Here is a 22,455-nt window from a genome sequence, read left to right on the forward strand (position 1 = left end):
CTCGATGCATTTCACCGATCCACACCGCAGTCATTCGCCGGGCAATCGCTGGCTCCAGTCGCAGCGCGGCGGCCAGGTTGGTCAGCGGACCGCCGCAAGTGAAGAATAGCGGCAGCTTGTCGTCGCGCAGGGCCTCGGCCACAATCGCGTGGGCGGCGGAGTTCGCTGCGGGGTCGGCGGCGGCGGGCAGTTCGGTCCCGGCCACCACCGGCGGCGCGGCCTTGATCCGGGCACGGTGGATCAGTTCCAGCGCGACTTCGCGCCCGATCGCGGCAGAACGGGTCTTGCTCTCGCCTGCGGCAAATTGCGGGTTCAGCGCCGATGCGGTGATCAGCACGGTGCGGGTCTTGGGGCTGAGCAACTGGTGCGCCAGTGCCACCAGCCCATCGGGATCCCCGGCAAAATCGTTGTCCACGATAACCCGCGCGGACGGGCGCTGCGGGATCGTGCGATATGGCTTGGCCAGAGCCGCGCGCGGCAGCAGCGCCGCAGCCAGTGCCGCGCTGCTGAGGCCCAGTGAGCCGCGCCGGGTGATCACAGCTTCGTGTTCCCGGCGCTCCACCGCACGCTGAGTTCGATCCCCTGGCCGATTGGCAGCAAAGCGGTCTGCAGGTCCGCCCTGGCGCGCACGGCTTCGCGGTATTGGCGCACTTCGGGGCGGGCGACTTCGGGCGAAATCATGTTGTCGGCGCAGATCACGCCTTCGTCTGACAGCTTGGGGTAGAGGGCCTCGAAGCAGGGCAGGTACAGTTCCTTCCAGATGTCGAGCAGTGCGAAATCGAACGTGCCGGGATCGTCGCGGGTCATCGCCACCGCATCGCCAAGGCGAAACTCGACGACGCCGTCCAGCCCGGCAGCGGCCAGTTGTGCGCGAGCGTAGTCCTGCTTGTAATCGGCCAGTTCCATCGTCACCACTTGCGCACCCACCGCGCGCGCGGCGTCGGCCAGGAACAGGGTGGAATAGCCATAGCTGGTGCCAAGCTCGAGGATGCGCCGGGGGCGCCGCGCAAGGATCAGCGCGTGGAGGAACGCGCCCACTTCCGGGCCGACGGGCAGCAGGAATTCGTCGCGGATTTCGAACGCGGCGGGGCCGAGTTCTCGCATCCGTGCATTGTCCGCCTGTTCGCGTGCCTGATAGCGGGCAAAGACTGCGGCGACTTTGGGATCGGTGAAATGCATCGAGTTTCTCCAGCAAACTTCCGTTCGTGTCGAGCGAAGTCGAGACACNACGTGTCTCGACTTCGCTCGACACGAACGGCAAAGGCAGGGTCAATCCGGTTCCTCGACAAATTCGATCAGGTTGCCCGCACAGTCGCGGATGAAACAGCCCTTGCCGAACGCTTCGCGCACCACGAAGGCGACGTCCACGGCCTTGCTTTCCATCTCGGTCAGGAATGCCTCCAGATCCTCGACGCGGAAGGCGAGGTGCTTGTTGCCGTGGGTTCTGAGGTCGCTGGGCGGATGGCGGCGCTCCTCGGGGAGCGGCGCGGCCCCTTCGACTTCGAACAGTTCGAAGCGCAAGGGGCCCTTGCGCAGCATCGCGGTGTGGCTGCGCGCGGCTTCGATCCAGAAACGCTTTTCCACGGCAAAGCCCAGCACCCGGCCATACCAGTCAATCGCTGCGTCCAGGTTGGGGACCGAAACTCCGCCGTGATGGAAAGTGAAGTCAGCCATGCGCCGCTTCGCGCGCGATCAGGCTTTCCAGCAGCCGCCGCGCGCGGGTGCCGCCCTGATCAATGCCAAGCGAGACCGGCTTTTCGGCCCAGAAATCACCCCCCGCTTCAAGATTGGCGCGGACATTGGCATAGGCCGCTTCGATCATCGGCTTGTCCTCGACATCGAACGCCTCGCGGAACAGGTTCAGCATGTAGGCGTCGACTTCGGCACTATCGAGATCGTGGTTGCGGCTCGCGGTCCAGAAATAGTGGCTTTCGTGCGCGTTGGCCGGGGTCAGGATATGGGCCTGGGGAATGTCGAAACCCTTGCTTTCGGGCGCGCCGTGCGGGCAGGCACCCACATCCAGCCGCATCGATGCCGGGGCATTCCAGCGCATCCGCAGCCAGTGATCGACCGTCTCGCCGGCGCCCACCAGCCCCTGCGCGACCATCGGCGGCTTGATTTTCGGCATCCACCAGTCCGAATGCAGGGTGTCTCCTTCCTGCCGGACCGAATGCTCACCGGCAAAGATTACCCCGTCACCGGCAAAGGTTCCTTTGTGGACCCATTCGATGTGCGACAGATCCATCAGGTTGTCGGTGCCGTATTCGTAATTGGCCTGCATCAGCGTGTAGCCGCGCACCGAACGCTGCTCCGGCGTATCGGGGATGAAGGAAAAGTCCGGGATCAGCGCCGGATCGGCCGCAGCCGGATCGCCGCCCCACAGCCAGATCGCGTCATGTGCCTCGGTCACTGCAAAGGCGGGCACGGTGGTCCCGGCGGGAATCCTGGGTCCGAACGGATTGTGCAGGCATTGGCCGTCGGGACCGAATTTCAGCCCGTGATAGCCGCAGACCACCAGATCGCCGTCCCGCCCGCCGCGTGACAGCGGGGCAAAGCGGTGCGGGCAGCGGTCAAGCAGTGCCGCGGCCCGGCCATCGCCCAGGCGGTAGAAGAACAAGGGCCGCCCCAGCACTTCGCGCGCCAGCCCCAGTTCGCCCACTTCCCCGGCCCAAGCGGCCATGTACCAGACGTTGCGGAGATAGCGTTCCATCGTTCGATCCTCTGTCATGCCGCGACCAGTTCGATCGGCAGGCGTCCGATCGGGTGCAGCGTGTTGTTGAGCGGACGTTCGACCGGTCCGGTCAGACGCAGTTCGCCCACCGTTTCGATCAGTGCGCCCAGCGCGGCTTCGGCCTCGAACCGCGCGACCATCTGGCCGAGGCACTGATGAATGCCGAACCCGAAGCCAAGGTGGCCGCTGGTGCTGCGGGTGATGTCGAACATGTCGCCCCGGTTCCACTGGCGCGGGTCGCGATTGGCGGCGGCATAGAACAGCAGCACCTTCGCCCCTTCGGGCAGCTCATGCCCGCCCACCTGAACGGGGCGGGTGGTGGTGCGAAAGAAGGTTTGCACCACCCCGTTCCAGCGCAGGCTTTCCTCAAACGCGCGCTTGCCCAGCGCGGGCTCGGCACGCAAGCGCTGCCATTGATCCGGATGCAGCGCCAGCGCGTGGACCACATTGGCGATCCCGTTGACCGTGGTGTCGAGCCCGGCGGTCAGGAATGAGCGGACCAGCCGGTCGGCCTCGTCAGCGGTGCAATCCCCGCGGTCGGCCGCCTCGTGCACCTGCATTCCCCAACCATGCGGCAGCAGGTTTTCGCGGCGGCAGGCTTCGCTGACCCACGCGGTCGCCTCGGCTGCCTGGGCAAGGGATTGCTCCAGCAGCCGGTTACGTGGGCCAAAGGCGTTGAAAGCGGTCGCGGCATAGGTCAGCAAATGCTCCTCGCCGCCGGGGGCCAGCCCGATCAGCCGGGGAAACACCGCCAGCGGAAAGGACTGAGCCAGCGCCGGGACCGCATCGAACGGTCCCGCGCCGACCAGCCGCGAAACCAATGTGCGCGCAGTCTCGCGCCATTCAGGCATCACCGCGCGCAGGCTGGACAGACTGGCCACCTTGTTCATCAGCCCGCGCGTGCGATCATGCAGCGGCGGGTCGGCTTCAAGCAGCAGCGACGGAGGGCGCCACGGTTCCTCCAGCGCGAAGTCGGTCAGGCCGACGCCGCGACCGGAGCCAAAGGTTTGCCAGTCCTTCAGCGCCGCCGCGACATCGCCGTAACGCGCCATGCCAAAACAGCCGCGCGCGAGAAAATATACCACCGGCCCGGCATCGCGCAGCCGGTCGTGATGCGCATAGGGATCGGCCAGCACCGCCTCGTCGAACGGATCGAAATCGAGGACCGGCACCGGCACCGCGATCAATCCTCGAAGATCGCCACAGCGCGGGTCCAGCCGGCGCTGGCGCCCTTGATCTTGTGCGGGAAGCACGAAATCATGAAGCCGGTGCTGGGGAGCACCTCAAGGTTGTGCATCTTTTCGATGTGGCAATAGCCGATGTCCACACCCGCGCGGTGGCCTTCCCAGATCAGCTTGGGATTGCCGGTTTCCTTGACCTTTTCGGCGGTGTGGCTGAACGGCGCATCCCACGACCAGGCATCGGTCCCGGTCACCCGCACGCCGCGTTCCAGCAGGTACATGGTCGCTTCATAGCCCATCCCCGCACCGATCCCGACATAGTTTGGATCGCGGTTGGCGAGCGCCATCCCCGCCGCAGTGTTGACCACGACGATGTCGAGTGGCTGGAGGACATGGCCGATCCGCTTCAGTTCGTCTTCCACTTCCTGCGCGGTCACCACATGCCCATCCGGACGGTCGCGGAAGTCCAGCTTGACGCCGGGATTGAAGAACCATTCGAGCGGCATTTGGTCAATCGTCTGGGCCGGACGCGAACCACCGGGCAGGGCGGCGTCCTGGGTCGGGTGATAATGCCACGGCGCATCGACATGGGTGCCGCTGTGCGTGGTCAGTTGCACCCGTTCGGCGGCGCAGAACGGCTGGCCGCCGTGCATCCCTTCGGCCTGTTCCGGATCGAACCAATGGCCCAGCTCATGCTTGGTATCGGCATGGACCTCATACTCGATGTGCGGCTTGAGGAACGGCGGATCGCTGACGATATCGTTTTCGAGCGTCATCGACAGGTCAACATAACGGCGGGGCATCGGATCTCTCCCTTTGTGGTTCAGTCAGCGGTCCAGCCGCCGTCGATGACCAGGCTGGTTCCGGTCATCATGGCAGAAGCGTCGCCTGCAAGGAACAGGACGGCGCCCATCAGATCTTCGGGTAAACCGATCCGGCCAAGTTTGATCCTGGCCAGCACACTGGCCTTGAATGCGGAGTCTTCGAACATCGGCGCGGTCAGCGGTGTTTCGATGAAGGTCGGGGCGATCGTGTTGGAGCGGATCCGGTGCGGGGCAAGATCGAGCGCAAAGGCCTTGTTCATGCCCTCCAGCGCCCACTTGCTGGCACAATAAAGGCTGCGATTGGGCCCGCCGACGTGGCCCATCTGGCTGCCCATGTGGATCAGGCTGCCCGGCGTGCCGCTCTCGATCAACCGCCGCGCACAGGCCTGCGCCACGAAGAACGCGGCCTTGAGATTGAGGTCCAGCACCGCGTCGTAATCTGCCTCGGTCACCTGCCACATCGGCATGGGACGGTTGGTTCCGGCATTGTTGACGAGGACGTGGAACGGCTCGCGGTCCGCGAAGAAAGCGCTGACGGCGGCAAGGTCAGACACGTCGAGCACGGCGGCCCGCGCGCCCTGGCCAATCGCTGCGGCGGCGGCTTCGATCTCGCTTGCGGTGCGCGCGGCCAGGGTCACTTCCGCCCCGGCATCGGCCAATGCCTTGGCCGCCGCCAGCCCGATCCCCCGTCCCGCCCCGGTTACCAGCGCGCGCTTGCCGCCAAGGCGGAAGGAGGGGGTGGTGGGCAGGTCGCTCACGCCCGTGTCGCCGCGCTCGGCTCAGCCTGCCCGGCATAGGGCACATTGCGCCCGCCATAGCGGCGCACGCGCAGGTTGGCCTGTTCGCCGTGGCCGGCAAACCCTTCCAGCGCGCACAGCCGGCTGCAATATTCGCCGATCAGCGTCGATGCCTCATCGGTCAGCACCCGCTGATAGGTGCAGGTCTTGAGGAACTTGCCGACCCACAGCCCGCCGGTATAGCGCGCGGCCTTTTTGGTTGGCAGGGTGTGGTTGGTGCCGATCACTTTGTCGCCGTACGACACATTGGTCCGCGCGCCCAGAAACAGCGCGCCGTAATTGGTCATCTGATTCAGGAAGTAGTCCGGGTCGCGCGTCATCACCTGCACGTGTTCGCTGGCGATCTGGTCGGCGATTTGCACCATTTCCTCATAGCTGTCGGCCACGATCACTTCGCCGTAAGCGTCCCATGCCTTGCGGGCATGGTCGGCGGTGGGCAGGATCTGCAGCAGGCGTTCGATCTCCGCCATGGTCGCGCGGGCGAACTTTTCGCTGTTGGTCAGCAGCACGCCGGGGCTGTCAGGCCCGTGCTCGACCTGGCCCAGAATATCAGTCGCGGCCATTTCCGGGTCGCAGCCGATCTCGTCGGCGATGATCAGGGTTTCGGTTGGCCCGGCGAACAGATCGATCCCGACCCGGCCAAATAGCTGGCGTTTGGCCTCTGCCACAAAGGCATTGCCGGGGCCGACCAGAATGTCGACCGGATCGATGCTCTGGGTGCCGATCGCCATCGCCCCGATCGCCTGGATCCCGCCCAGCGCATAGATTGCGTCCGCGCCCGCCATGGCCTGCGCCGCGACGATTGCGCGCGCGAAAGTGCCCTGGAACGGCGGCGCGCAAGTGATGACGCGCGGCACGCCCGCCACCTTGGCGGTGATCACGCTCATGTGCGCCGAGGCGAGCAACGGATACTTGCCGCCCGGAACATAGCAACCCGCCGCCTGGATCGGCACGTGTCGGTGCCCCAGCACCACGCCAGGCAGCGTTTCCACCTCGACGTCCCGCATGCTCTCACGCTGGATCTGGGCAAAGCCCCGCACCTGCGCCTGCGCAAACTCGATGTCCTTGCGTTCCTGCGGGCTCAGGCTGTCAACGCAGCGGTCGATCTCGGCCCGGGTCAGGCGATAGTCTTCGCGGTCCCAGCCGTCGAATTTGATGCTCATCTCGCGCACGGCCACGTCGCCGCGTGCTTCGATGTCCGCCAGTGCGGCTTCAACAATGTCGCGCACTTTGCGGTCGGCGTCCGCCTTCGCCTCGGCAGCCATGCCGCGCTTGAGCCACTGGGCCATATGTCTCCCCTGAGGATAGCTTGATCTGGGTGGCCAATTGCCCCAGCCTGCGGGGGGAGACCATCGCATTGTATCGATAGTCCGCTATCGACCGAATGCCTTTGTCCGCCGGGCCAGCCGTGGCTAACCGCATATGACAGTTTCAGATTGGGAGAAGAATGCGATGCGTCTGGCAACCCTGCGCGATGGAACCAAGGATGGGCGGCTGGTGGTGGTTTCGCCCGATGGCAGCCACTGCGCCCCCGCACCGGTCCAGACCCTGCAGCAGGCGCTCGAAGACTGGGCAACCGTCGCTCCGCAGCTTGCCAATGCCAGCAATTTCCCCGATCCGCTTGATCCCGGCCAGGTCATGGCTCCGCTGCCGCGCGCGTGGCAGTGGCTCGATGGCTCGGTCTATGCCAGCCACGGCGCGCTGATGGACAAAGTGATCGGGGTGGACAAGCCGCCGGTGAGCTGGCCGCTGATGTACCAGGGCGTGTCCGACAAATTCTATGGCCCGACCGACGATGTGCGGATGGCCGACGAAGCGCTGCAGATCGATTTCGAAGGCGAATTCGGGATCATCGTCGATGCGGTGCCGATGGGCACGCCGGCAGCCGAATGCATGGCGCACATCAAGCTGGTGGTGCAGATCAATGACTGGTCACTGCGCGCGCTGGCGGGCCCCGAAATGAAAACCGGGTTCGGCTGGGTCCAGGCCAAGCCGCACTGCTCCATGGCCCCGTTCGCGGTGACGCCGGACGAATTGGGCGAGCTGTGGCAGGATGGCCGCCCGCAGCTTGACCTGCTGGTGGATTGGAACGGCCAGCGCTTTGGTGCGGCCAATGGCGCGCCGATGGGCTATGGTTTCCACGAACTGGTTGCCCACGCCTGCCGCACCCGCGATCTGGTGGCGGGGACGGTGATCGGATCGGGCACCGTTTCGAACGAGAATTTCCGCGAATGCGGCAGCTCGTGCATCGCCGAGCGCCGCGGGATCGAAATCGTCGATCAGGGCGCGCCGCAGACCGAATTCATGAAATTCGGTGACACGGTGCGGATGCAGGGCACCACGCCCGATGGCCGCGCCCCGTTCGGTGCGATCGAAGCGCGGGTGGTCAAGGCATGAGCGAACTTTCGGACAGCGGCCTGCCCCCGATCCAGCGCGTCGTCACGGGGCACGATGCCAATGGCCGCGCGGTGTTCAAAAGCGAGGACGTGACGCCGACCCGCATGATCCCCAGCGGCGATGCCAGCTTCCTGCTGGTCTGGACCACGGCCACCGTCCCCGCCGACAACAACGATGAGGTCGATGGCCGCCACCGCGAGGCGGGGCTGACGCTGGAAGGCGGATCGGTGATCCGGGTGGTCGACATGCTGCCGGGCAAGGCCAGCCCGATGCACCGCACCAATTCCATTGACTATGGCATCGTGCTGGAAGGTGAGATCGAGCTGGAGCTGGACGACGGAGCCAAGCGCACTGTCGGGCAGGGCGGGATCATCGTCCAGCGCGGCACCAACCACCTGTGGCGCAACACCAGTGACAAGGTCTGCCGGATCGCCTTCGTGCTGATCGAGGCTCCGGCCTATCTCCACAACGGCGTGCCGTTGCCAGAGGACAAGCCGCACTGATGTTCGATCTGACCGGCAAGGCTGCGCTGGTTACCGGATCGACCCGGGGGATCGGCCGCGCGATTGCCGAGGCGCTGATTGCGCAGGGTGCGCGGGTGGTGATTTCGAGCGAGGATGCCGCTGACACCGCGCGGGTCGCGGCGAAGCTTGGGATGCCGGGCTGCCCCTGCGACGTGGCGGACGATGCCATGCTGGCGCAGCTGGTGGACTTCACACTGGCCGAACTCGGCGGGCTCGACATTCTGGTCTGCAACGCCGGGATCACCGGACAGGCCGGGCCGTTCGCCGGGATCGACATGGCTGACTATGCCCGCGTCATGGGGATCAACCTGCGCAGCCAGGTGGTGCTGACCGGACTGGCGCTGCCGCATATCGCGGCGCGCGGCGGCGGCGCGGCGGTGCTGATCGCCAGCCTTTCAGCCCTGCGCGGCAATGGCCGGATCAACGCTTATGCGCTGGCCAAGGCAGGCGTGGCGCAGCTTGCGCGCAATCTTGCGGTGGAATGGGGGCCGCGCGGCGTGCGGGTCAACGCGATTTCGCCGGGGTTCATCGCCACCGAACTGTCTGGCCCCTTGCTGGCCGACGAAGCGTTTATGGCCCGGCGGAAGGCCATGACACCGCTGCGCCGCCCCGGTACGCCGCAGGAGGTTGCGGGGGCGACGGTGTTTCTCGCTTCGGCTGCGGGGGCGTTCGTGACCGGGCACAATCTGGTGGTCGATGGCGGGACGCTGATTACCGACGGGAGTTGAGGCCGAAGCAGACCCTCCCCATTTTTCCCGCAGGGACAAATGGGGAGGTGGCATTCGCGTAGCGAATGACGGAGGGGTAAGANCCGCGTTACCCCTCCGTCAGCCGCCTTCGGCGTCTGCCACCTCCCCATTTGTGGCCTTCGCCAAAAATGGGGAGGATCTTTGGTGGCTCACCACGCCGTCGCACCCGCATCCACGGCGATATCCGCGCCGGTGACAAAGCGGGCCTCGTCGCTGGCCAGCCACACCGCGCACCAGCCGATGTCTTCTGGTTCGCCCAGCCGCTTGAGCATGTTCTTGGCCAGCACCTGTGCTTCGAATCCCGGATCGGCGGCGAGGTGCGCGGTGGTGGCCCGGGTCTTGATGAAGCCGGGCGCGATGGTGTTGGCGCGGATGTTGTGGGGCGCACCCTCCATCGCCAGTTGGCGGGTCATGGCCAGCACGCCGCCCTTGCCCGCGCAGTGCGCCAGCGCGGGGGAGCCTTCGAGTGCATGGCGGGCGTTGGCGCTGGCGAAGTTGATCACGCTCGCCGCTCCGCTCGCCTTCAGCCACGGCCAGGCCGCGCGGGTGGCGAGAAACACGATGTCAAGCTCGCCGGTCAGCGTGGCTTTCCATTGGGCATAGGACAGGTCTTCGAGCCAATCGAACACTGCAAAGGCGGCGGCGTTGACCAGCACGTCGATCCGGCCATGCTCGGCACCGATGCGCGCGAACAGCGCCTGAACTTCGGCCTCTTCGGTCAGATCGCATTGGTCGCGGTCAATGCCGATCACTGTCGCGCCCTCGGCCGCAAACAGCGCCGCGCAGCCTTGGCCGATCCCGCTCGCCACGCCAGTGACGACCGCGATCTTGCCGTTCAGCCGGTCAGCCATGCGCGCGCCTGCCGCGCAGCAGGCCCAGCAGCGCCAGCACGGCCCCCAGCAGTGCCGCTCCGGACAGCGCGCCAAACGCCGGGAGCAACCCGCCCAGACTGCGCGAAAAGGTGGTAACCACCAAAGGGCACAGGAACTGCCCGACCGAGAAGGCCCCGGTCCACAGCCCCGCGCCGCGCCCGCGAATTTCGAACGCCAGCCCGCTCATAGCCCAGACCAGTAAGGTCGGCAGCAGCATCCCCGCGCCCAGCTGGTTGATGAAGCAGCCGATCAGGAATCCGGTCGGGGCACCCGCGCGGCTCATCAGCAGGAAGCCCACGGTCAGCAGCGCGAATTCGATCAGCAGCAGTCGCGCCACTGGCCAGCGCCCGATCCGCGAAAAGACCCAGGTGCCCAGCGGCACGCCGATGCTGGCTATGGAGGTGAGGAACCCGGTCTTGGCCGGATCAGCGATCCCCAGTTCGGTCAAGCCGATCGGGGCCTGGATCTGGACGGTATAGAACAGCACCGAGCCATAGATAGTGATCGCGATAATCCCCAGCATCCGCGCCCACGGGAAGCCTGCCCAGCTGGCATGGTGCGGGGCTCTTTCGGCCTCGTCCAGTTCATGTCCTTCGGCTGGTTCCCAGGTGAAACGCAGCACCAGCGCGAGCATCAGCAGCGCGGACAGATAGACCCAGAACGGCGTGCGCCAGCCGAACTGGCCAAGCTGCCCGCCCAGGTTGAAGAACACCAATGCCGACATCGATGCCATTGCCGTTTGCCCGGCCAGCCACTTGTCGCGCGCTTCGCCTTCGAAATAGTCGCCGATCATCGTGGTGGTCAGCACCATGATCAGCGCCTCGGTGATCCCCACGCCGATCCGGCTGGCGATGATGGCGGGCAGGCTGTGCAGGAATACCGGGGCGATCCCAAGCAGGGCATAGAACCCGAACGACCACAGCAGCAGCTTGCGCCGCCCGAACCAGTCCCCCAGCATCCCCGCTGCCGGACTGAACAGCGCGACACATAGCGCCGGGACGGTCAGCACCATCGGCACCCAGTAATCGAAGTTGGGCACGCTTTTGTATTCGTCCAGCAGGCCCGGCAGGATCGGCGCAAGCAGCACGATTGCCATGGTTGACAGCGTGATCGGCAGCAGCAGCGCGATCCCGGTCATTCTGCTCGGTTGATGGTGGCGGCCCATGGTTCTCCCCTGGCTGACTATCCGGTGCGAATGCTATGCGCGGCGCGGCTGGCTGACCATGCGATTGCTTGGAGAGGCACCTATCGGCGGGGCGGGATGGTTCAGACTTTCACGTCAGCCAGAATCAGCTCGCTGGCACGCTGGGCGACGGCGATGACCGGGCCGTTGGTATTGCCCGATACCGGGGTGGGCAGAATCGAGCAATCGACCACGCGCAAGCCGTCGATCCCGTGGACGCGGCAGCGCGCATCGGTGACCGAAGTGGCTGGATCGGTGCCCATCGAACAGGTGCCCGTGCCGTGCAGCCCGGCTTCGACCATCTTGGCCAGTTCGCTGACAATCGCCGCATCGTCCTGCACGGCCGGGCCGGGCATGCGCTCAGCGCCGATGAAAGGTTTCAGCGGGCCGGTCCCGGCGATCCTGCGGAACAGTTTGAACAGCTCCAGCGCCTTCGCCTGATCATAGGGATCGGCCCAGATCGCCGCATCGATTGTCGGACTAGTGCGGTAATCGGGTGCGGTCAGCCGGATGCTGCCACGGCTGCGCGGGCGCAAGTGATAACCGCTGAAGGTCAGCCCCGGATTGGGGGTCAGCGGACTGCCCGGGCGCGCCGCCATTTCATTGATCGTGCGCATTGCAAACGGTGCGGCGGCGACCTGAAAGTCGGGCCATGCCGGGTCGGTGCCTTCGCTCGCGATCAGGCCGGTCAACGGCATCCCGACGCGGGCGAGGTGGCCCTTGCCGGTCAGGAAATATTGCAAGGCATTGCGGTAGAGCCGCCAGCCGAAGAATTCGCGGTTGGTGCCGGGGTGGTTGGTAAGGTCGAACGAGACCCCGAACTTCTGGTGATCGGCCAGATTCTGCCCGACCGCGGCCAGCTCCTTCACCACCGGAATGCCTAGCGCCTGCAGCGCCGCGCCGGGGCCCACGCCCGACAATTGCAGCACTTGGGGTGAGCCATAGACCCCGGCGCAAAGGATTACTTCGCGCGCGGCCAGGTGGGCGCACTCTTGCCCGTGCGCCTCGGTCACCACGCCGGTGGCGCGGCCCTGTTCGATTCTCACGCGCTTCACCGCCGTGTGCTGCACCACGGTCAGGTTGCGGCGGCCCAGCACCGGTATGACGAACGCCTTGTAAGTGCTTTCGCGTACGCCTTTGCGATCGACGGTATATTGTGATCGGCCTGCCACCGGACCGCCCGGCGTGGTGACATCGCCTTTCCACGGCATGCCGGCCGTTTCAAACCCCGCCGCCAGCGCATCGAACAACGGGGATTGATAGGTGCTGGGGGTAATCTGCAATTCGCCGTGCTGACCGCGCCCCGGTTGGGCGGCGGGATCGCGGTAGCTCTCGACGATGCCGAAGCAACGCGAAATCTCGTCCCAGCCCCAGCCGGTCAGGCCAGCCTTGGCCCAGCCGTCATAGTCACCCGGCAGGCCGGTAAGATACCAGGTGCCGTTGATCGCGCTCGATCCGCCAAGACCTCGGCCATAGGTGTGGATGCCCGGCCGCATGCCGGGGCGCTGTTCCAGCGGATAGGCCCGGAAATAGGCCGGGTTGCCCATGATCTTGATGAACCCGCCGGCCATCTTGATGAACGGATGCTGGTTGTCCCCGCCATCCTCGATCAGCAGCACGCGGTTGCGCGGATCTGCGCTGAGTCGGTTCGCCAGCACGCAGCCGGCCGATCCCGCGCCGACAATGATGTAATCGAATTCGGCCACCCCGGGCTCCCCACCGCGCGAATGCGTTCTAGAACAGTTGTTCCGATTTTTTCAGCACGAGGCTTGACCCTCTGTCAAGCGGTAAGTAGAACGATGGTTCTAATTAATGCGGAGAGGCGAAATGCTGCCAGTCGAGCGGGTGATCGGGGAGGAGGGGCTGAGCGCCGCGCCGCAGGGCCTGCGGCTGGCGATGCGGCTGCCGTGGTACCGATCCTTGCCGTTCTCAACCGTTGCGGTGGCCAGCCTGGCGATCGATGGCGAGCCGGTGGACCTTACCGATGCCGTGATCGAATATGATGGCAGCGCATGGCCGCTTGCCGCAAATGGCGAACAGGTCGACAGCTTCTGGTTCGTGCGCGACAGCGCCTATCTGGTGCTGCCGGGACGCAGCCTGCCGGTGGGCAGCGCGCACGAAGTGGCGCTGAATGTCACTGTTAGCCCGCCCTATATTCCCGGCATGACCCGCGCCAATCCGCAGACCGAAATGCTGACTGCCCGGTGAAGGAGAGCCAGACGATGACCATCCCAACCGGCCCGCAAGTGGGCGTCACGCTTTATTCCTTCACCAACGAATGGCTTACCCGCCAATATGACCTGCCCGGCCTGATGCACGAAGTTAGCGCGCGCGGGTTGGGGCCGAATATCGAGATTATCGGATTTCAGAGCTTCAAGGAATTCCCGGACGTGTCCGATGATTTCGCGGCCCGGTTCAAGGATCTGATAGCCGAGACCGGACTCAACCCGGTCAGCTGCGCGATCAATTCCGACCGCTTCCTGCGGCCCGGCCAGCAGCCGATCGACGATGCTTCGCTGGTCGAATACCACAAGCGCCAGCTGCGCAGCGCCAAGAAGATGGGCTTCTCGCTGGTCCGCTACCAGTTTGCTCTGCCCGTGGAACTGCTGCCCCAGATCGCACCCTATGCCGAGGAACTGGACATTCGCATGGGCGTGGAAGTCCATGCACCGATGTGGGCCGGACACCCGGCGGTGCAGGCCTATGGCGAGATGTATGACAAGCTGAACACGCCTTACCTTGGCTGGATTCCGGACTTCGGCGGCACCGCCAGCCGGATCCCGGAATCTATGCTGGATGCGGCCCGCGCGGCGGGGGCGCCGGAGGGTCTGCTCGACAAGCTCAAAGAGGTCTGGCTGGAGCCGGGGATGAGCCACGAAAAGGCCGGGCGTCTGCGCGAATGGGCACTGGCGAACGGCCACGCCCCGGCGCACATCCAGGCCGCCAGCCTGGCGTTCTTCATCCTGGCCAACAACGATCCGGCCAGCTGGGCTGCCCTGGTTGATCGCACGATCCACATCCACGGCAAGTTCTACGGCGTGGGCGAAGATCTGGTCGAGGAAGCGATCGATTACGCCGCGATCCTGCCGCTGTTCCGCGACGGCGGGTTCACCGGGACGATCGTGTCAGAGTGGGAAGGCCACGCCTATCTCGGCACCGACGGGTTTGAACAGGTCGCGCGGCATCAGGCTATGTGCCGCAAGATTCTGGCGGGGTAGTTAGGGGCAGGACCTATTAACCGCGCCTTCGAGGCGGCAGAATGGCCCAGCGCTTCGTCAGGAAGTCTTGAAATATCGATATATTCATGCGCCTTCCTTCCTAGCCCTGAACCATTCTGACTCAAACCTCGAAGGCGCGGCTAATAGGTTCTGACCCTAGCCTGCAGACTGGCTGCCTCAGTGCCGGTCAAGCCAGGCAATATATTGGTCGATCCACAGGTCGCTGGTGGTGCCCTTGATCCCCATGCCAAAGCCGTGGCTACCGCCTGAATAGAGGTGCAACTCCACTTTCGGGCTTTCTGCCAGCCATGCCTGCACCAGTCCCAGCTTGCCCTGCACGAACAGGGGGTCGTCGGCTGCGATGGCAAGGAACAACGGCGGGCGCGGGCCAGTTTTTACCACTTGGGTCATCGGCGGATAGACCAGCGCGATGCTTTCAGCGAGCCGGGCCTCGTCCTTTTGTTCGAGCAGCCGGATCGCCGCACGGGCGCCGGCGGAAAAACCGATTGCGCTGATCTTGCCCGTGTCCAGCCCGCGCTGGCCGGCTTGATCGCGCACCAGTCGCAATGCGGCGGCTAGATCATCTACGGCGGGCGGATTGTCAGCCAGCTCGCCCTTGCCAAGGTTGCCGAACAGCTTGGCCATGGCGGCCATGAAGGCTGCGTTTTCGCGCGGAGTTTCGACGGTACGGTATTTCAGGACGAAAGCGGTATAGCCGCGCGCGGCCAGCGCATCGGCAACGCGGAATCCTTCCTGTTCGATCGAAACGAATTGATATCCGCCGCCGGGCACCACAACCACCGCTTTGCCATTGGCCCTGCCACTCTTGGGAAGCACCGGATAGAGCGAGGGACAGGTAACGTTGCGGACATTGGTCTGTTCGAACATGCGCTCCCACTGCTCTGCCCCGTCACACTTTCCGGGACTGAGCGGAATCGCCGGGCGCATCACCGGCAGGACTGGCTCGGGTGGGGGCAACTGGGCAGCAGCCGGGGTCATCGCCAGCGCGGACAGCGCGGCGAACAGGGTCTTGAAGGTCTTCATCGGATTCACTCCGCGCGCAGATAGGCCAGGCACATCCGCCCAAGCTCGCGCTTCAGCAGGCTCCAGTCGTAATCGTGCGCCGCCTCTCCGCTCGATCCCAGGCTCAGCTGGCGGGCCAGGGTGGCGAAGATGATATGGTAGGCGGACTGCGCCTTGACCTTGTGGTCGCTCCCGCCGAATTCGCCACTGTGCGCCAGCATCGCCTCGGTGCTTTGCGCTTCGGCGCGCAGGGCGTGCTGCTTGCCGGGGGCGGAAACCAGCGGATCGAACGCGGCGCGCTCCATCGTCAGGCGCAGCAGGGGCGCATGACGGCGCAGGATTTCGGCATAGCCTTCGACATAGGCGGGCATGAACCTGGTCAGGTCTGCGCAATCACTCGTCAGCCGGTTCATCAGCGCTGTTTCGTCAGCGGCCAGCGCGTCCAGCGCTTCGGCAATCACGCCGCGCACCAGGTTGTCCTTGCTTTCGAACCGCAGATAGATCGATCCGATTGATACCTGCCCGCGTTCGCTGACGTCCTGCAGCGTGAATTCCTCGCTGCCGCGTTCCAGCATCAGTTCGCGCCCGGCTGCCAGCATCCGTTCCAGTGAGGCCTTGGAGCGGCCCTGTTGCGGCTTGCGGCTGACATTGGCGACCGCCAGTGCGGGGGTTTGGTCCTTGCTTTTCACTCGGCTCGGCATGCGGCATGACCTGCTGTGTCGCGGGATCGCGGTTGCGCTGCGCATGTGCGACAGCTTGGCGCGAAGGTAAACCGGGTTTTGCCCACTTTCGTCAGTTCTCCCGTGCGGCCAGATGCAGGCCGAAAGCGATCAGCGCGGCGACCAGGCCGGCCATGCCTGCGGCGACGAACGCACCCTGCATCGATCCGATCTGCGAATCGAGCGCGTGGACCAGCCGCGGCGATTGCGACTGGGCAAGGAAGAACGAAGCGGTCCACACCCCCATGCCCAGCCCGCGGTGGGCATAGTCGAACTTGCTCTGTGCCCAGTTGATCAGTGATGGCACGCCCATCCCGGCAGCGGTCTGCTGAACGATCAGCGCCAGGGCCATTGCCGAAGGCGTGGTCGCCAGCCCGATCCCGGCCAGCCCGCCACCCAGCAGCAGCAGGAACGTGCCGATCAGCACCCGGTGCCCGCGCGATGCGAGCAGGCGGAACAACACCGCCCCGGCCAGAATGAAGAGTTGCGGCACGAAGATGATCTTGCCGTATTCGCGCGAATCGGTGACGCCCACTTCGGAGAAGACCAGCGCGCCATTGATGATGAACACGTAATAGAGCAGCGAGCTGAAAAAGGTCACGGCCGAAATCTGGGCCAATGTCAGCCATGGGAATGCGCCGGAGGTTGTAGTCAGAGCAGCTTCGGGCAAGGCTTCTGCCCGCCGTGCCGGTTCGAACAGCCAGACCAGCATCGCCGCCCAGATCGGGAAGGCGACCAGATAGACATAGAACACCCCGTTCCATTGGGCTTTGGTGGCATAGCCGACCATGAGTGCAACAATTCCAGCCAGGAACGGACCAAGCAGCCCCTGCAGGAACAGCCAGTTCCTGCGCCCCTTGTCATCCCAATAGTCGGCGATCAGAGTGTTGACGATGGTCAGGATCCCGGCCTCCGATACCCCCAGCAGCAGCCGCGAGGCATAGATGTGGTCAAGGTCATTGAGCAGCAGCGGGGCCGCACCGAACAGGCCGTAAAACGCGGTACACAGCAGCAGCAGCGGGCGGCGGCCGAACCGGTCAACCAGCAGTCCGGCAAACGGCGCGAGCAGCGCCATGGTCAGCCCCGGCGCGCCGATCATTGCGGGCACTTTGGCGCGGGCTTCGGGATCGTTGGCGAAATGCTGGATCATCGCTGGCACCGCTGGGCCCATCGCGACGATCGCGATGATCGGCAGGAAAGCGGCAATAACGATCGTCACCCCTTGCGGGCGCAGCGTCAAATCGCGAAAGAATTGGGCGATCCGGTTCATGCTCTCTCCCTTGCCGCAGATCCGCCACGCGGCTTGACCTGCAGCAGGATAGCGAACTAGAACAGTGATTACAAATACAGAGTTGGAGAGCGTGATGCGGCGGTTGCGAATGGGGATGATTGGCGGCGGGCCGGGCAGCTTCATCGGTCCGATCCACCGCATCGCCGCCGAGCTTGACCGGGAGATCGAACTGGTCGCAGGCGTGTTCTCCAGCGATGCGGGCCGCAGTGCTGAGGCCGGGGCAAGTTACCGGATCGATCCCCCGCGGGCCTACCCTTCGCTCGATGCGATGTTCGCGGGCGAGCAGGCGCGCAGCGACGGGATCGATTTTGTCAGCATTGTCAGCCCCAACCACCACCACCTGCCCGCCGCACGCGCGGCATTGGCAGCGGGGCTGCCGGTGATCAGCGACAAGCCCGCAACCGCAACGCTGGCCGAGGCGCGCGAACTGGCTGACTGCGTGGCAAAGGCCGGGCTGCCCTATGCCCTGACCCACACCTATTCGGGCTATCCCTTGGTGCGCGAGGCGCGCGCGCGGGTCGCGGGGGGGGCACTGGGCACGGTGCGCAAGGTGGTGGTCGAATACCCGCAAGGCTGGCTGGCCGGGGAAGCCGTGGGCAAGCAGGCCGAATGGCGCGTCGATCCGGCAAAGTCCGGCCCCGGCGGTTGCATCGGCGATATCGGCACCCACGCCTTCCAGCTGGCGGAATTCATCTCGGGCCTCAAAGTCACGCAGATCCTGGCTGATCTGGGTGCGGTGGTGCCGGGCCGTCCGGTCGATGACGATTGCACCGTGCTGCTGCGGTTCGAAAACGGTGCGCGCGGGGTGCTGCTCGCCAGCCAGATTGAGGTCGGGGAAATGAACGGCCTGCGCATCCGGCTCTACGGCGACAAGGGCGGCATGGTGTGGAAGCAGGAAGTGCCCAACACGCTGACGCTCCATACCCTTGATGGCCGGACCGAAGTGATCCACGCGGGCGGTTCGCAGCTCGGCCCCGACGCCGCAAACCGCACCCGCACACCCACGGGCCACCCAGAGGGTTATCTCGAAGCCTTCGCCAACCTCTACCGCGATTTTGCGGCAGTGCTGCGGGGCGAGGCTGCTCCGCTGCTGCCGGGCATCGACGATGCCCTGCGCGGCATGACCTTTGTTGACACTGCTGTTTCTGCCAGCAAGGCCGGGGCGGGGTGGACCGCGCTGACTGTTTGAGGATCAAGCCATGAAGACCATCAAGGGCCCCGCCATCTTCCTCGCCCAGTTCGCCGGGAGCGAGGCGCCGTTCAACAGCCTGCACGCGATTGCCGATTGGGCCGCCGGGCTGGGTTACAAGGGTATCCAGATCCCGACCTGGGAAGGCAGCCTGTTCGATCTCGATCTTGCCGCCAGCAGCCAGACCTATTGCGACGAATTGAACGGCATGCTGGCCGACAAAGGGCTGGAAGTGACCGAGCTCAGCACGCACTTGCAGGGCCAACTGGTCGCGGTGCACCCCGCGTTCGACGCGCAGTTCGATGGCTTTGCTCCGCCTGAGGTGCATGGCAATCCCGCAGCGCGGCAAGCCTGGGCGGTGGAGCAGGTGTGCATGGCCGCCAAGGCCAGCCGCAACCTGGGGCTAAACGCCCATGCTACTTTTTCCGGCGCGCTGGCCTGGCCCTACTTCTACCCATGGCCCGCGCGCCCGGCCGGACTGGTCGAAGATGCCTTTGACGAACTCGCCCGGCGCTGGAAGCCAATCCTGGATGTATTCGAGGATAACGGCGTCGATGCCGCTTACGAGATACACCCCGGCGAGGATCTGCACGACGGCGTGACTTTCGAGATGTTTCTGGAGCGCGTCGGCAACCACCCGCGCGCGAACATCCTGTATGATCCCAGCCATTTCGTGCTGCAACAGCTCGATTATCTGGCCTACATCGATATCTACCACGAACGGATCAAATGCTTTCACGTCAAGGATGCGGAGTTCCGTCCCAACGGGCGCAGTGGGGTCTATGGCGGCTACCAGTCATGGCTCGACCGACCAGGACGGTTCCGCAGTCTGGGTGACGGGCAGGTTGATTTCCCCGCGATCTTTTCCAAGATGGCGCAGTACGATTTCCCCGGCTGGGCGGTTTTGGAATGGGAATGCGCGCTCAAGCACCCCGAACAGGGCGCGGCAGAAGGCGCGCCGTTTATCGCGCAACACATTATCCGCGTCACCGAACATGCGTTTGACGATTTCGCCGCAGGCGGGACCGACCGCGAACTCAACAAGAAGCTGATGGGGATCGGATGATGACCATTGCCCTGGATCGCCGCCAACTGCTCACCGGGATGACTGCCATGGCCCTGACCTCCAGCGCGCTTGGTGCTAAAGCGCGCAAGCCGTTCTTCGCCCGCACCGGCAATGCCATCGGGCTGCAACTGTACACGCTGGGCGATGAATGGGTGAAGGATACCCCTGGCACCTTTGCCGAACTGGCCCGGATCGGCGTGCGCGATCTGGAACTGCCCGGACTGGCAGGCAAGGATCCGGCCGAGCTGCGCGCGCAGGCCGATGCGGCAGGGCTGGGGTTCAGTTCGATCCATCTCCCTGCCGCTCTGGTTCCGGGGCAGGGTGGGATCTCGCTTGCCTCCAGCCCAGCAGAAATCGCGGAAACGCTGGGTTTCCTGGGCATTACGGATGCGGTGCTGCCATTGCCGCCGCTCCCTGCTGATTTCGCTTTCGTGCCCGGCAAGACCGGCCCGGCTGACCTTGCTTCGGCCATCGCCAAGGCAGGAGTGGACGGGTGGAAACGTCTCGCGGAACTGCTCAGTACCAAGGCTCAGGCACTGTCGCCGTACGGGATCACATTGGGTTATCACAACCACAATGTCGAATTCGCGCCAGTAGGCGGAACGACTGGCTGGCAGGTGCTGCTGGCCGAAACCGACCCACGGCTGGTGCAGTTCGAAGTCGATCTTGGCTGGGTTGCCGCCGCGGGGCTCGATCCGGCGGCGCTGCTGCGGCGGATGAAGGGCCGGGTGCGCTGGCTCCACGTCAAGGATCTCAAGCCCAGTACCCCGCGTAACACCGCCTTGACCATGCACCCGGCCGAAGTCGGCAGCGGCAAGACCAACTGGTCACAGGTCCTCGCCGCTGCAGAGACAGCGGGGGTGCGGCGCTATTACATCGAACAGGAACCGCCCTTTGCGATTGCCCGGATCGAAGCGGTCCGGCGTTCAGCGGCCTTCCTGGCCAGTGCGCTGTAAGATTGACAAGAATCATTGTTCTAATTTAGCAACAGTCCGCCCGTCACAGCGGGCAACAGCCTGGTAACCGGACAGCATGTTCCGGTTTGGGCAGGCGTCTTTGCAAGCAAGGCGTCAGCTGCAGGCCCCACAGCGTTGCGCGGGGACAAGTCCCGCGGTGGGTGCGGGGATGCGTTGTTCCACAAGTCATTCCTGTGCCCGCATCAATCGGAGGGAATGCCGTGTCTGCCTATGTCCTGAACTTGTGGTATATGGCTGCCTGGACACAAGAGGTGCCCGAGGGCGGGTTTCTGGTGCGCCGCTTGCTGGATCGTCAATGGCTGCTTTGGCGCGAAGAATCGGGCGACTGGGCCATGATCGAGGATCGCTGCCCGCACCGCTTTGTCCCGCTCAGCCGGGGCAAGTTTGCCGATGGACGGATCGCCTGCGGCTATCACGGGCTGACCTTCGACGGCACGGGCAGCTGCGTCCACAACCCGTTCGGTGGCGATCTGCCGCCGAGCGCGCGGGTGGCGAGCCTGCCGGTGGTGGAAGCGCACGGCGGGCTGTGGTTCTGGCCGGGCGAGGCGGACAAGGCCAATCCCGCGCTGATCCCCGACTTCAGCTTTATCGATGCCGGTGCGCCAATCGAACGCGCGGCTTATGTCATGGGGGTGAATTACGAGCTGATCGCCGACAACCTGCTTGATCTCAGCCATGCCGAATTCCTGCACGTGGAAAGCTTCGGCACCAACGGATCGCTGTTCAGCCACGGCGCGCAGACTGTTGAGCAGGATGCCAGCGGCGCCGTATGGAACAAGTGGGACATGACCGGTGCACCGCCACCGGGCTGGGCCGAAGCGATGGTCGGGCCGGGCGGCACAGTCGATCAGCAACTGCACATCCGCTGGCACGCTCCTGCTAGTCTTGCGCTGTTCATCGCGATGCGCCGTTCGGGCGAGGCCGCGCCGATGGTGCCGCCAATGGCCAACCCGCATATCCTGACGCCGGAAACGCAGCGCTCCACCCACTACTTCTTCACCCACGCACCGGGTGCCGAAGAAGCGGCGCAGGCGCGGCGGGTGTTCCTCGAAGAAGACGAACCTATGCTTGCGGCGCAGGCCGAGGCGATGGGCGGCGCAGACTTCTGGGACTGCAAGCCGCTGATTCTGGCCAGCGACAAGGCCGCCGTGCTGGCCCGGCGCAAGCTGATGCAGTTGCGGAAGGCGGAGGTTGAATAAAATCCTCCCCCTGTGGGGAAGGTGCCGAGCGTAGCGAGGCGGAGGGGGCACGCAAAAGGCCCCCTCCGTCAGTCGCCTGCGGCGCCTGCCATCTCCCCCAAAGGGGGAGGATACTGATGGGTCACGCCGCCAGCGTCACGTCCTTGACGCATTTGGTGGTCGGCACGAACGGCAGGTAACTGACCCGGTTGCGCACAGCCATTTCCAGCTTGTGCGGACCCGGCGCGAGGCCGCCCGGCTTGAGCGCGGTGATCAGGGCCTTTTCGCCGAAGTTCCAGCGATCATCATAGACCGTTTCCATCGCGTCGAGCGTGTAGGTCTTGCCGCGCACCGAAAAGCGGACGTTTTCGCGCGGGATCACTTCGCCGTCGATCGCGACCTGAATGTCTTCGACCATCGAGAGGCCGAGGCCCCGGTAATAGGGCAGGCGGCCCAGAAAGGCGAAGCCGCCTTCGACGTTTTCGAGGCTGTCCTCGACGATCATCAATTTGTCCATCATGGGATCGGTATCCTTT

23 protein-coding genes and 1 pseudogene are annotated in these 22,455 nt (G+C 65.0%); 9 read left to right on the forward strand and 15 right to left on the reverse strand.

The window, feature by feature from the left end:
* The 8 genes and pseudogenes from MNBBLIKP_RS14525 to hisD form a co-directional block, all read right to left on the reverse strand.
* A pseudogene (locus MNBBLIKP_RS14525) lies at positions 1–562 on the reverse strand (nucleoside hydrolase); the annotation flags it as partial.
* Positions 535–1,179, reverse strand: coding sequence for an O-methyltransferase (locus tag MNBBLIKP_RS14530; RefSeq protein ID WP_088310992.1), 645 nt, complete (start codon positions 1,177–1,179; stop codon positions 535–537). The pseudogene MNBBLIKP_RS14525 and the gene MNBBLIKP_RS14530, both read right to left, overlap by 28 nt.
* Positions 1,180–1,269: 90 nt before the next feature.
* Positions 1,270–1,674, reverse strand: coding sequence for a VOC family protein (locus tag MNBBLIKP_RS14535; RefSeq protein ID WP_088310993.1), 405 nt, complete (start codon positions 1,672–1,674; stop codon positions 1,270–1,272).
* Entirely contained in the window at positions 1,667–2,710 is a 1,044-nt protein-coding gene (locus MNBBLIKP_RS14540; protein ID WP_176399784.1) for an aromatic ring-hydroxylating dioxygenase subunit alpha, read from the reverse strand. The genes MNBBLIKP_RS14535 and MNBBLIKP_RS14540 overlap by 8 nt, the downstream gene beginning before the upstream one ends.
* A gap of 14 nt (positions 2,711–2,724) precedes the next feature.
* The gene (locus MNBBLIKP_RS14545) at positions 2,725–3,909 is read right to left on the reverse strand and encodes a cytochrome P450 (protein ID WP_217896698.1); all 1,185 of its coding nucleotides are present in this window, start codon (positions 3,907–3,909) and stop codon (positions 2,725–2,727) included.
* A gap of 5 nt (positions 3,910–3,914) precedes the next feature.
* Complete coding sequence (locus MNBBLIKP_RS14550) at positions 3,915–4,715, reverse strand: cyclase family protein (RefSeq protein ID WP_088310996.1); 801 nt, start codon at positions 4,713–4,715, stop codon at positions 3,915–3,917.
* Between the two features lie 20 nt (positions 4,716–4,735).
* The gene (locus MNBBLIKP_RS14555; protein WP_088310997.1) at positions 4,736–5,494 is read right to left on the reverse strand and encodes an SDR family NAD(P)-dependent oxidoreductase; all 759 of its coding nucleotides are present in this window, start codon (positions 5,492–5,494) and stop codon (positions 4,736–4,738) included.
* Positions 5,491–6,822: a histidinol dehydrogenase gene (hisD, locus tag MNBBLIKP_RS14560; protein WP_088310998.1), complete on the reverse strand. Its 1,332-nt coding sequence runs from the start codon at positions 6,820–6,822 to the stop codon at positions 5,491–5,493. Before hisD ends, MNBBLIKP_RS14555 begins: the two co-directional genes overlap by 4 nt.
* Positions 6,823–6,985: 163 nt before the next feature.
* On the opposite strand from hisD, the gene MNBBLIKP_RS14565 reads away from it, so the two are divergent.
* The 3 genes from MNBBLIKP_RS14565 to MNBBLIKP_RS14575 are packed head-to-tail and all read left to right on the forward strand — an operon-like array spanning position 6,986 to position 9,182.
* The gene (locus MNBBLIKP_RS14565) at positions 6,986–7,930 is read left to right on the forward strand and encodes a fumarylacetoacetate hydrolase family protein (protein WP_088311029.1); all 945 of its coding nucleotides are present in this window, start codon (positions 6,986–6,988) and stop codon (positions 7,928–7,930) included.
* Entirely contained in the window at positions 7,927–8,433 is a 507-nt protein-coding gene (locus MNBBLIKP_RS14570; protein ID WP_088310999.1) for a cupin domain-containing protein, read from the forward strand. Before MNBBLIKP_RS14565 ends, MNBBLIKP_RS14570 begins: the two co-directional genes overlap by 4 nt.
* On the forward strand, positions 8,433–9,182 hold the full coding sequence (locus MNBBLIKP_RS14575; protein WP_088311000.1) for an SDR family NAD(P)-dependent oxidoreductase: 750 nt from the start codon (positions 8,433–8,435) through the stop codon (positions 9,180–9,182). Before MNBBLIKP_RS14570 ends, MNBBLIKP_RS14575 begins: the two co-directional genes overlap by 1 nt.
* Before the next feature lie 170 nt (positions 9,183–9,352).
* Here MNBBLIKP_RS14575 and MNBBLIKP_RS14580 read toward each other — a convergent pair whose 3' ends face one another.
* The 3 genes from MNBBLIKP_RS14580 to MNBBLIKP_RS14590 all read right to left on the reverse strand — a co-directional run bounded on the left by MNBBLIKP_RS14580 (position 9,353) and on the right by MNBBLIKP_RS14590 (position 12,964).
* Positions 9,353–10,054 carry an SDR family NAD(P)-dependent oxidoreductase gene (locus MNBBLIKP_RS14580; RefSeq protein WP_088311001.1) on the reverse strand — a complete coding sequence of 234 codons (702 nt, stop codon included), beginning with the start codon at positions 10,052–10,054 and terminating at the stop codon, positions 9,353–9,355.
* Positions 10,047–11,240, reverse strand: coding sequence for an MFS transporter (locus tag MNBBLIKP_RS14585; protein WP_088311002.1), 1,194 nt, complete (start codon positions 11,238–11,240; stop codon positions 10,047–10,049). Before MNBBLIKP_RS14585 ends, MNBBLIKP_RS14580 begins: the two co-directional genes overlap by 8 nt.
* A 101-nt stretch (positions 11,241–11,341) precedes the next feature.
* Entirely contained in the window at positions 11,342–12,964 is a 1,623-nt protein-coding gene (locus MNBBLIKP_RS14590; protein WP_088311003.1) for a GMC family oxidoreductase, read from the reverse strand.
* A gap of 121 nt (positions 12,965–13,085) precedes the next feature.
* On the opposite strand from MNBBLIKP_RS14590, the gene MNBBLIKP_RS14595 reads away from it, so the two are divergent.
* Both MNBBLIKP_RS14595 and MNBBLIKP_RS14600 read left to right on the forward strand, forming a co-directional pair.
* Positions 13,086–13,466 (forward strand): C-glycoside deglycosidase beta subunit domain-containing protein, encoded by a 381-nt coding sequence (locus MNBBLIKP_RS14595; protein ID WP_088311004.1) that lies wholly within the window; start codon positions 13,086–13,088, stop codon positions 13,464–13,466.
* A 14-nt stretch (positions 13,467–13,480) separates the two neighbouring features.
* Positions 13,481–14,476: a sugar phosphate isomerase/epimerase family protein gene (locus MNBBLIKP_RS14600; RefSeq protein ID WP_088311005.1), complete on the forward strand. Its 996-nt coding sequence runs from the start codon at positions 13,481–13,483 to the stop codon at positions 14,474–14,476.
* Between the two features lie 177 nt (positions 14,477–14,653).
* Here the strand turns inward: MNBBLIKP_RS14600 and MNBBLIKP_RS14605 are convergent, their stop codons facing one another.
* The 3 genes from MNBBLIKP_RS14605 to MNBBLIKP_RS14615 form a co-directional block, all read right to left on the reverse strand.
* Positions 14,654–15,520: an alpha/beta hydrolase gene (locus tag MNBBLIKP_RS14605; RefSeq protein ID WP_140420617.1), complete on the reverse strand. Its 867-nt coding sequence runs from the start codon at positions 15,518–15,520 to the stop codon at positions 14,654–14,656.
* Between the two features lie 5 nt (positions 15,521–15,525).
* Positions 15,526–16,200 carry a TetR/AcrR family transcriptional regulator gene (locus MNBBLIKP_RS14610; protein WP_088311007.1) on the reverse strand — a complete coding sequence of 225 codons (675 nt, stop codon included), beginning with the start codon at positions 16,198–16,200 and terminating at the stop codon, positions 15,526–15,528.
* Positions 16,201–16,291: 91 nt separating this feature from the next.
* Positions 16,292–17,488: an MFS transporter gene (locus tag MNBBLIKP_RS14615; protein WP_088311008.1), complete on the reverse strand. Its 1,197-nt coding sequence runs from the start codon at positions 17,486–17,488 to the stop codon at positions 16,292–16,294.
* A 94-nt stretch (positions 17,489–17,582) separates the two neighbouring features.
* Here MNBBLIKP_RS14615 and MNBBLIKP_RS14620 point away from each other — a divergent pair, with 94 nt between their 5' ends.
* From MNBBLIKP_RS14620 to MNBBLIKP_RS14635, 4 genes are all read left to right on the forward strand, one after another.
* The gene (locus tag MNBBLIKP_RS14620; RefSeq protein WP_176399785.1) at positions 17,583–18,698 is read left to right on the forward strand and encodes a Gfo/Idh/MocA family protein; all 1,116 of its coding nucleotides are present in this window, start codon (positions 17,583–17,585) and stop codon (positions 18,696–18,698) included.
* A 10-nt stretch (positions 18,699–18,708) separates the two neighbouring features.
* Positions 18,709–19,764, forward strand: coding sequence for a sugar phosphate isomerase/epimerase family protein (locus MNBBLIKP_RS14625; RefSeq protein WP_088311010.1), 1,056 nt, complete (start codon positions 18,709–18,711; stop codon positions 19,762–19,764).
* On the forward strand, positions 19,761–20,720 hold the full coding sequence (locus MNBBLIKP_RS14630) for a sugar phosphate isomerase/epimerase family protein (protein ID WP_088311011.1): 960 nt from the start codon (positions 19,761–19,763) through the stop codon (positions 20,718–20,720). Before MNBBLIKP_RS14625 ends, MNBBLIKP_RS14630 begins: the two co-directional genes overlap by 4 nt.
* A 221-nt stretch (positions 20,721–20,941) precedes the next feature.
* Complete coding sequence (locus tag MNBBLIKP_RS14635; protein WP_088311012.1) at positions 20,942–21,940, forward strand: aromatic ring-hydroxylating dioxygenase subunit alpha; 999 nt, start codon at positions 20,942–20,944, stop codon at positions 21,938–21,940.
* Between the two features lie 121 nt (positions 21,941–22,061).
* On the opposite strand, the gene MNBBLIKP_RS14640 is transcribed toward MNBBLIKP_RS14635, so the two are convergent.
* Complete coding sequence (locus MNBBLIKP_RS14640; RefSeq protein ID WP_088311013.1) at positions 22,062–22,439, reverse strand: C-glycoside deglycosidase beta subunit domain-containing protein; 378 nt, start codon at positions 22,437–22,439, stop codon at positions 22,062–22,064.
* Positions 22,440–22,455 lie beyond the last annotated feature (16 nt).

The sequence above is a fragment of the Novosphingobium sp. B 225 genome (assembly GCF_002198665.1).
Classification (GTDB): Bacteria; Pseudomonadota; Alphaproteobacteria; order Sphingomonadales; family Sphingomonadaceae; genus Novosphingobium.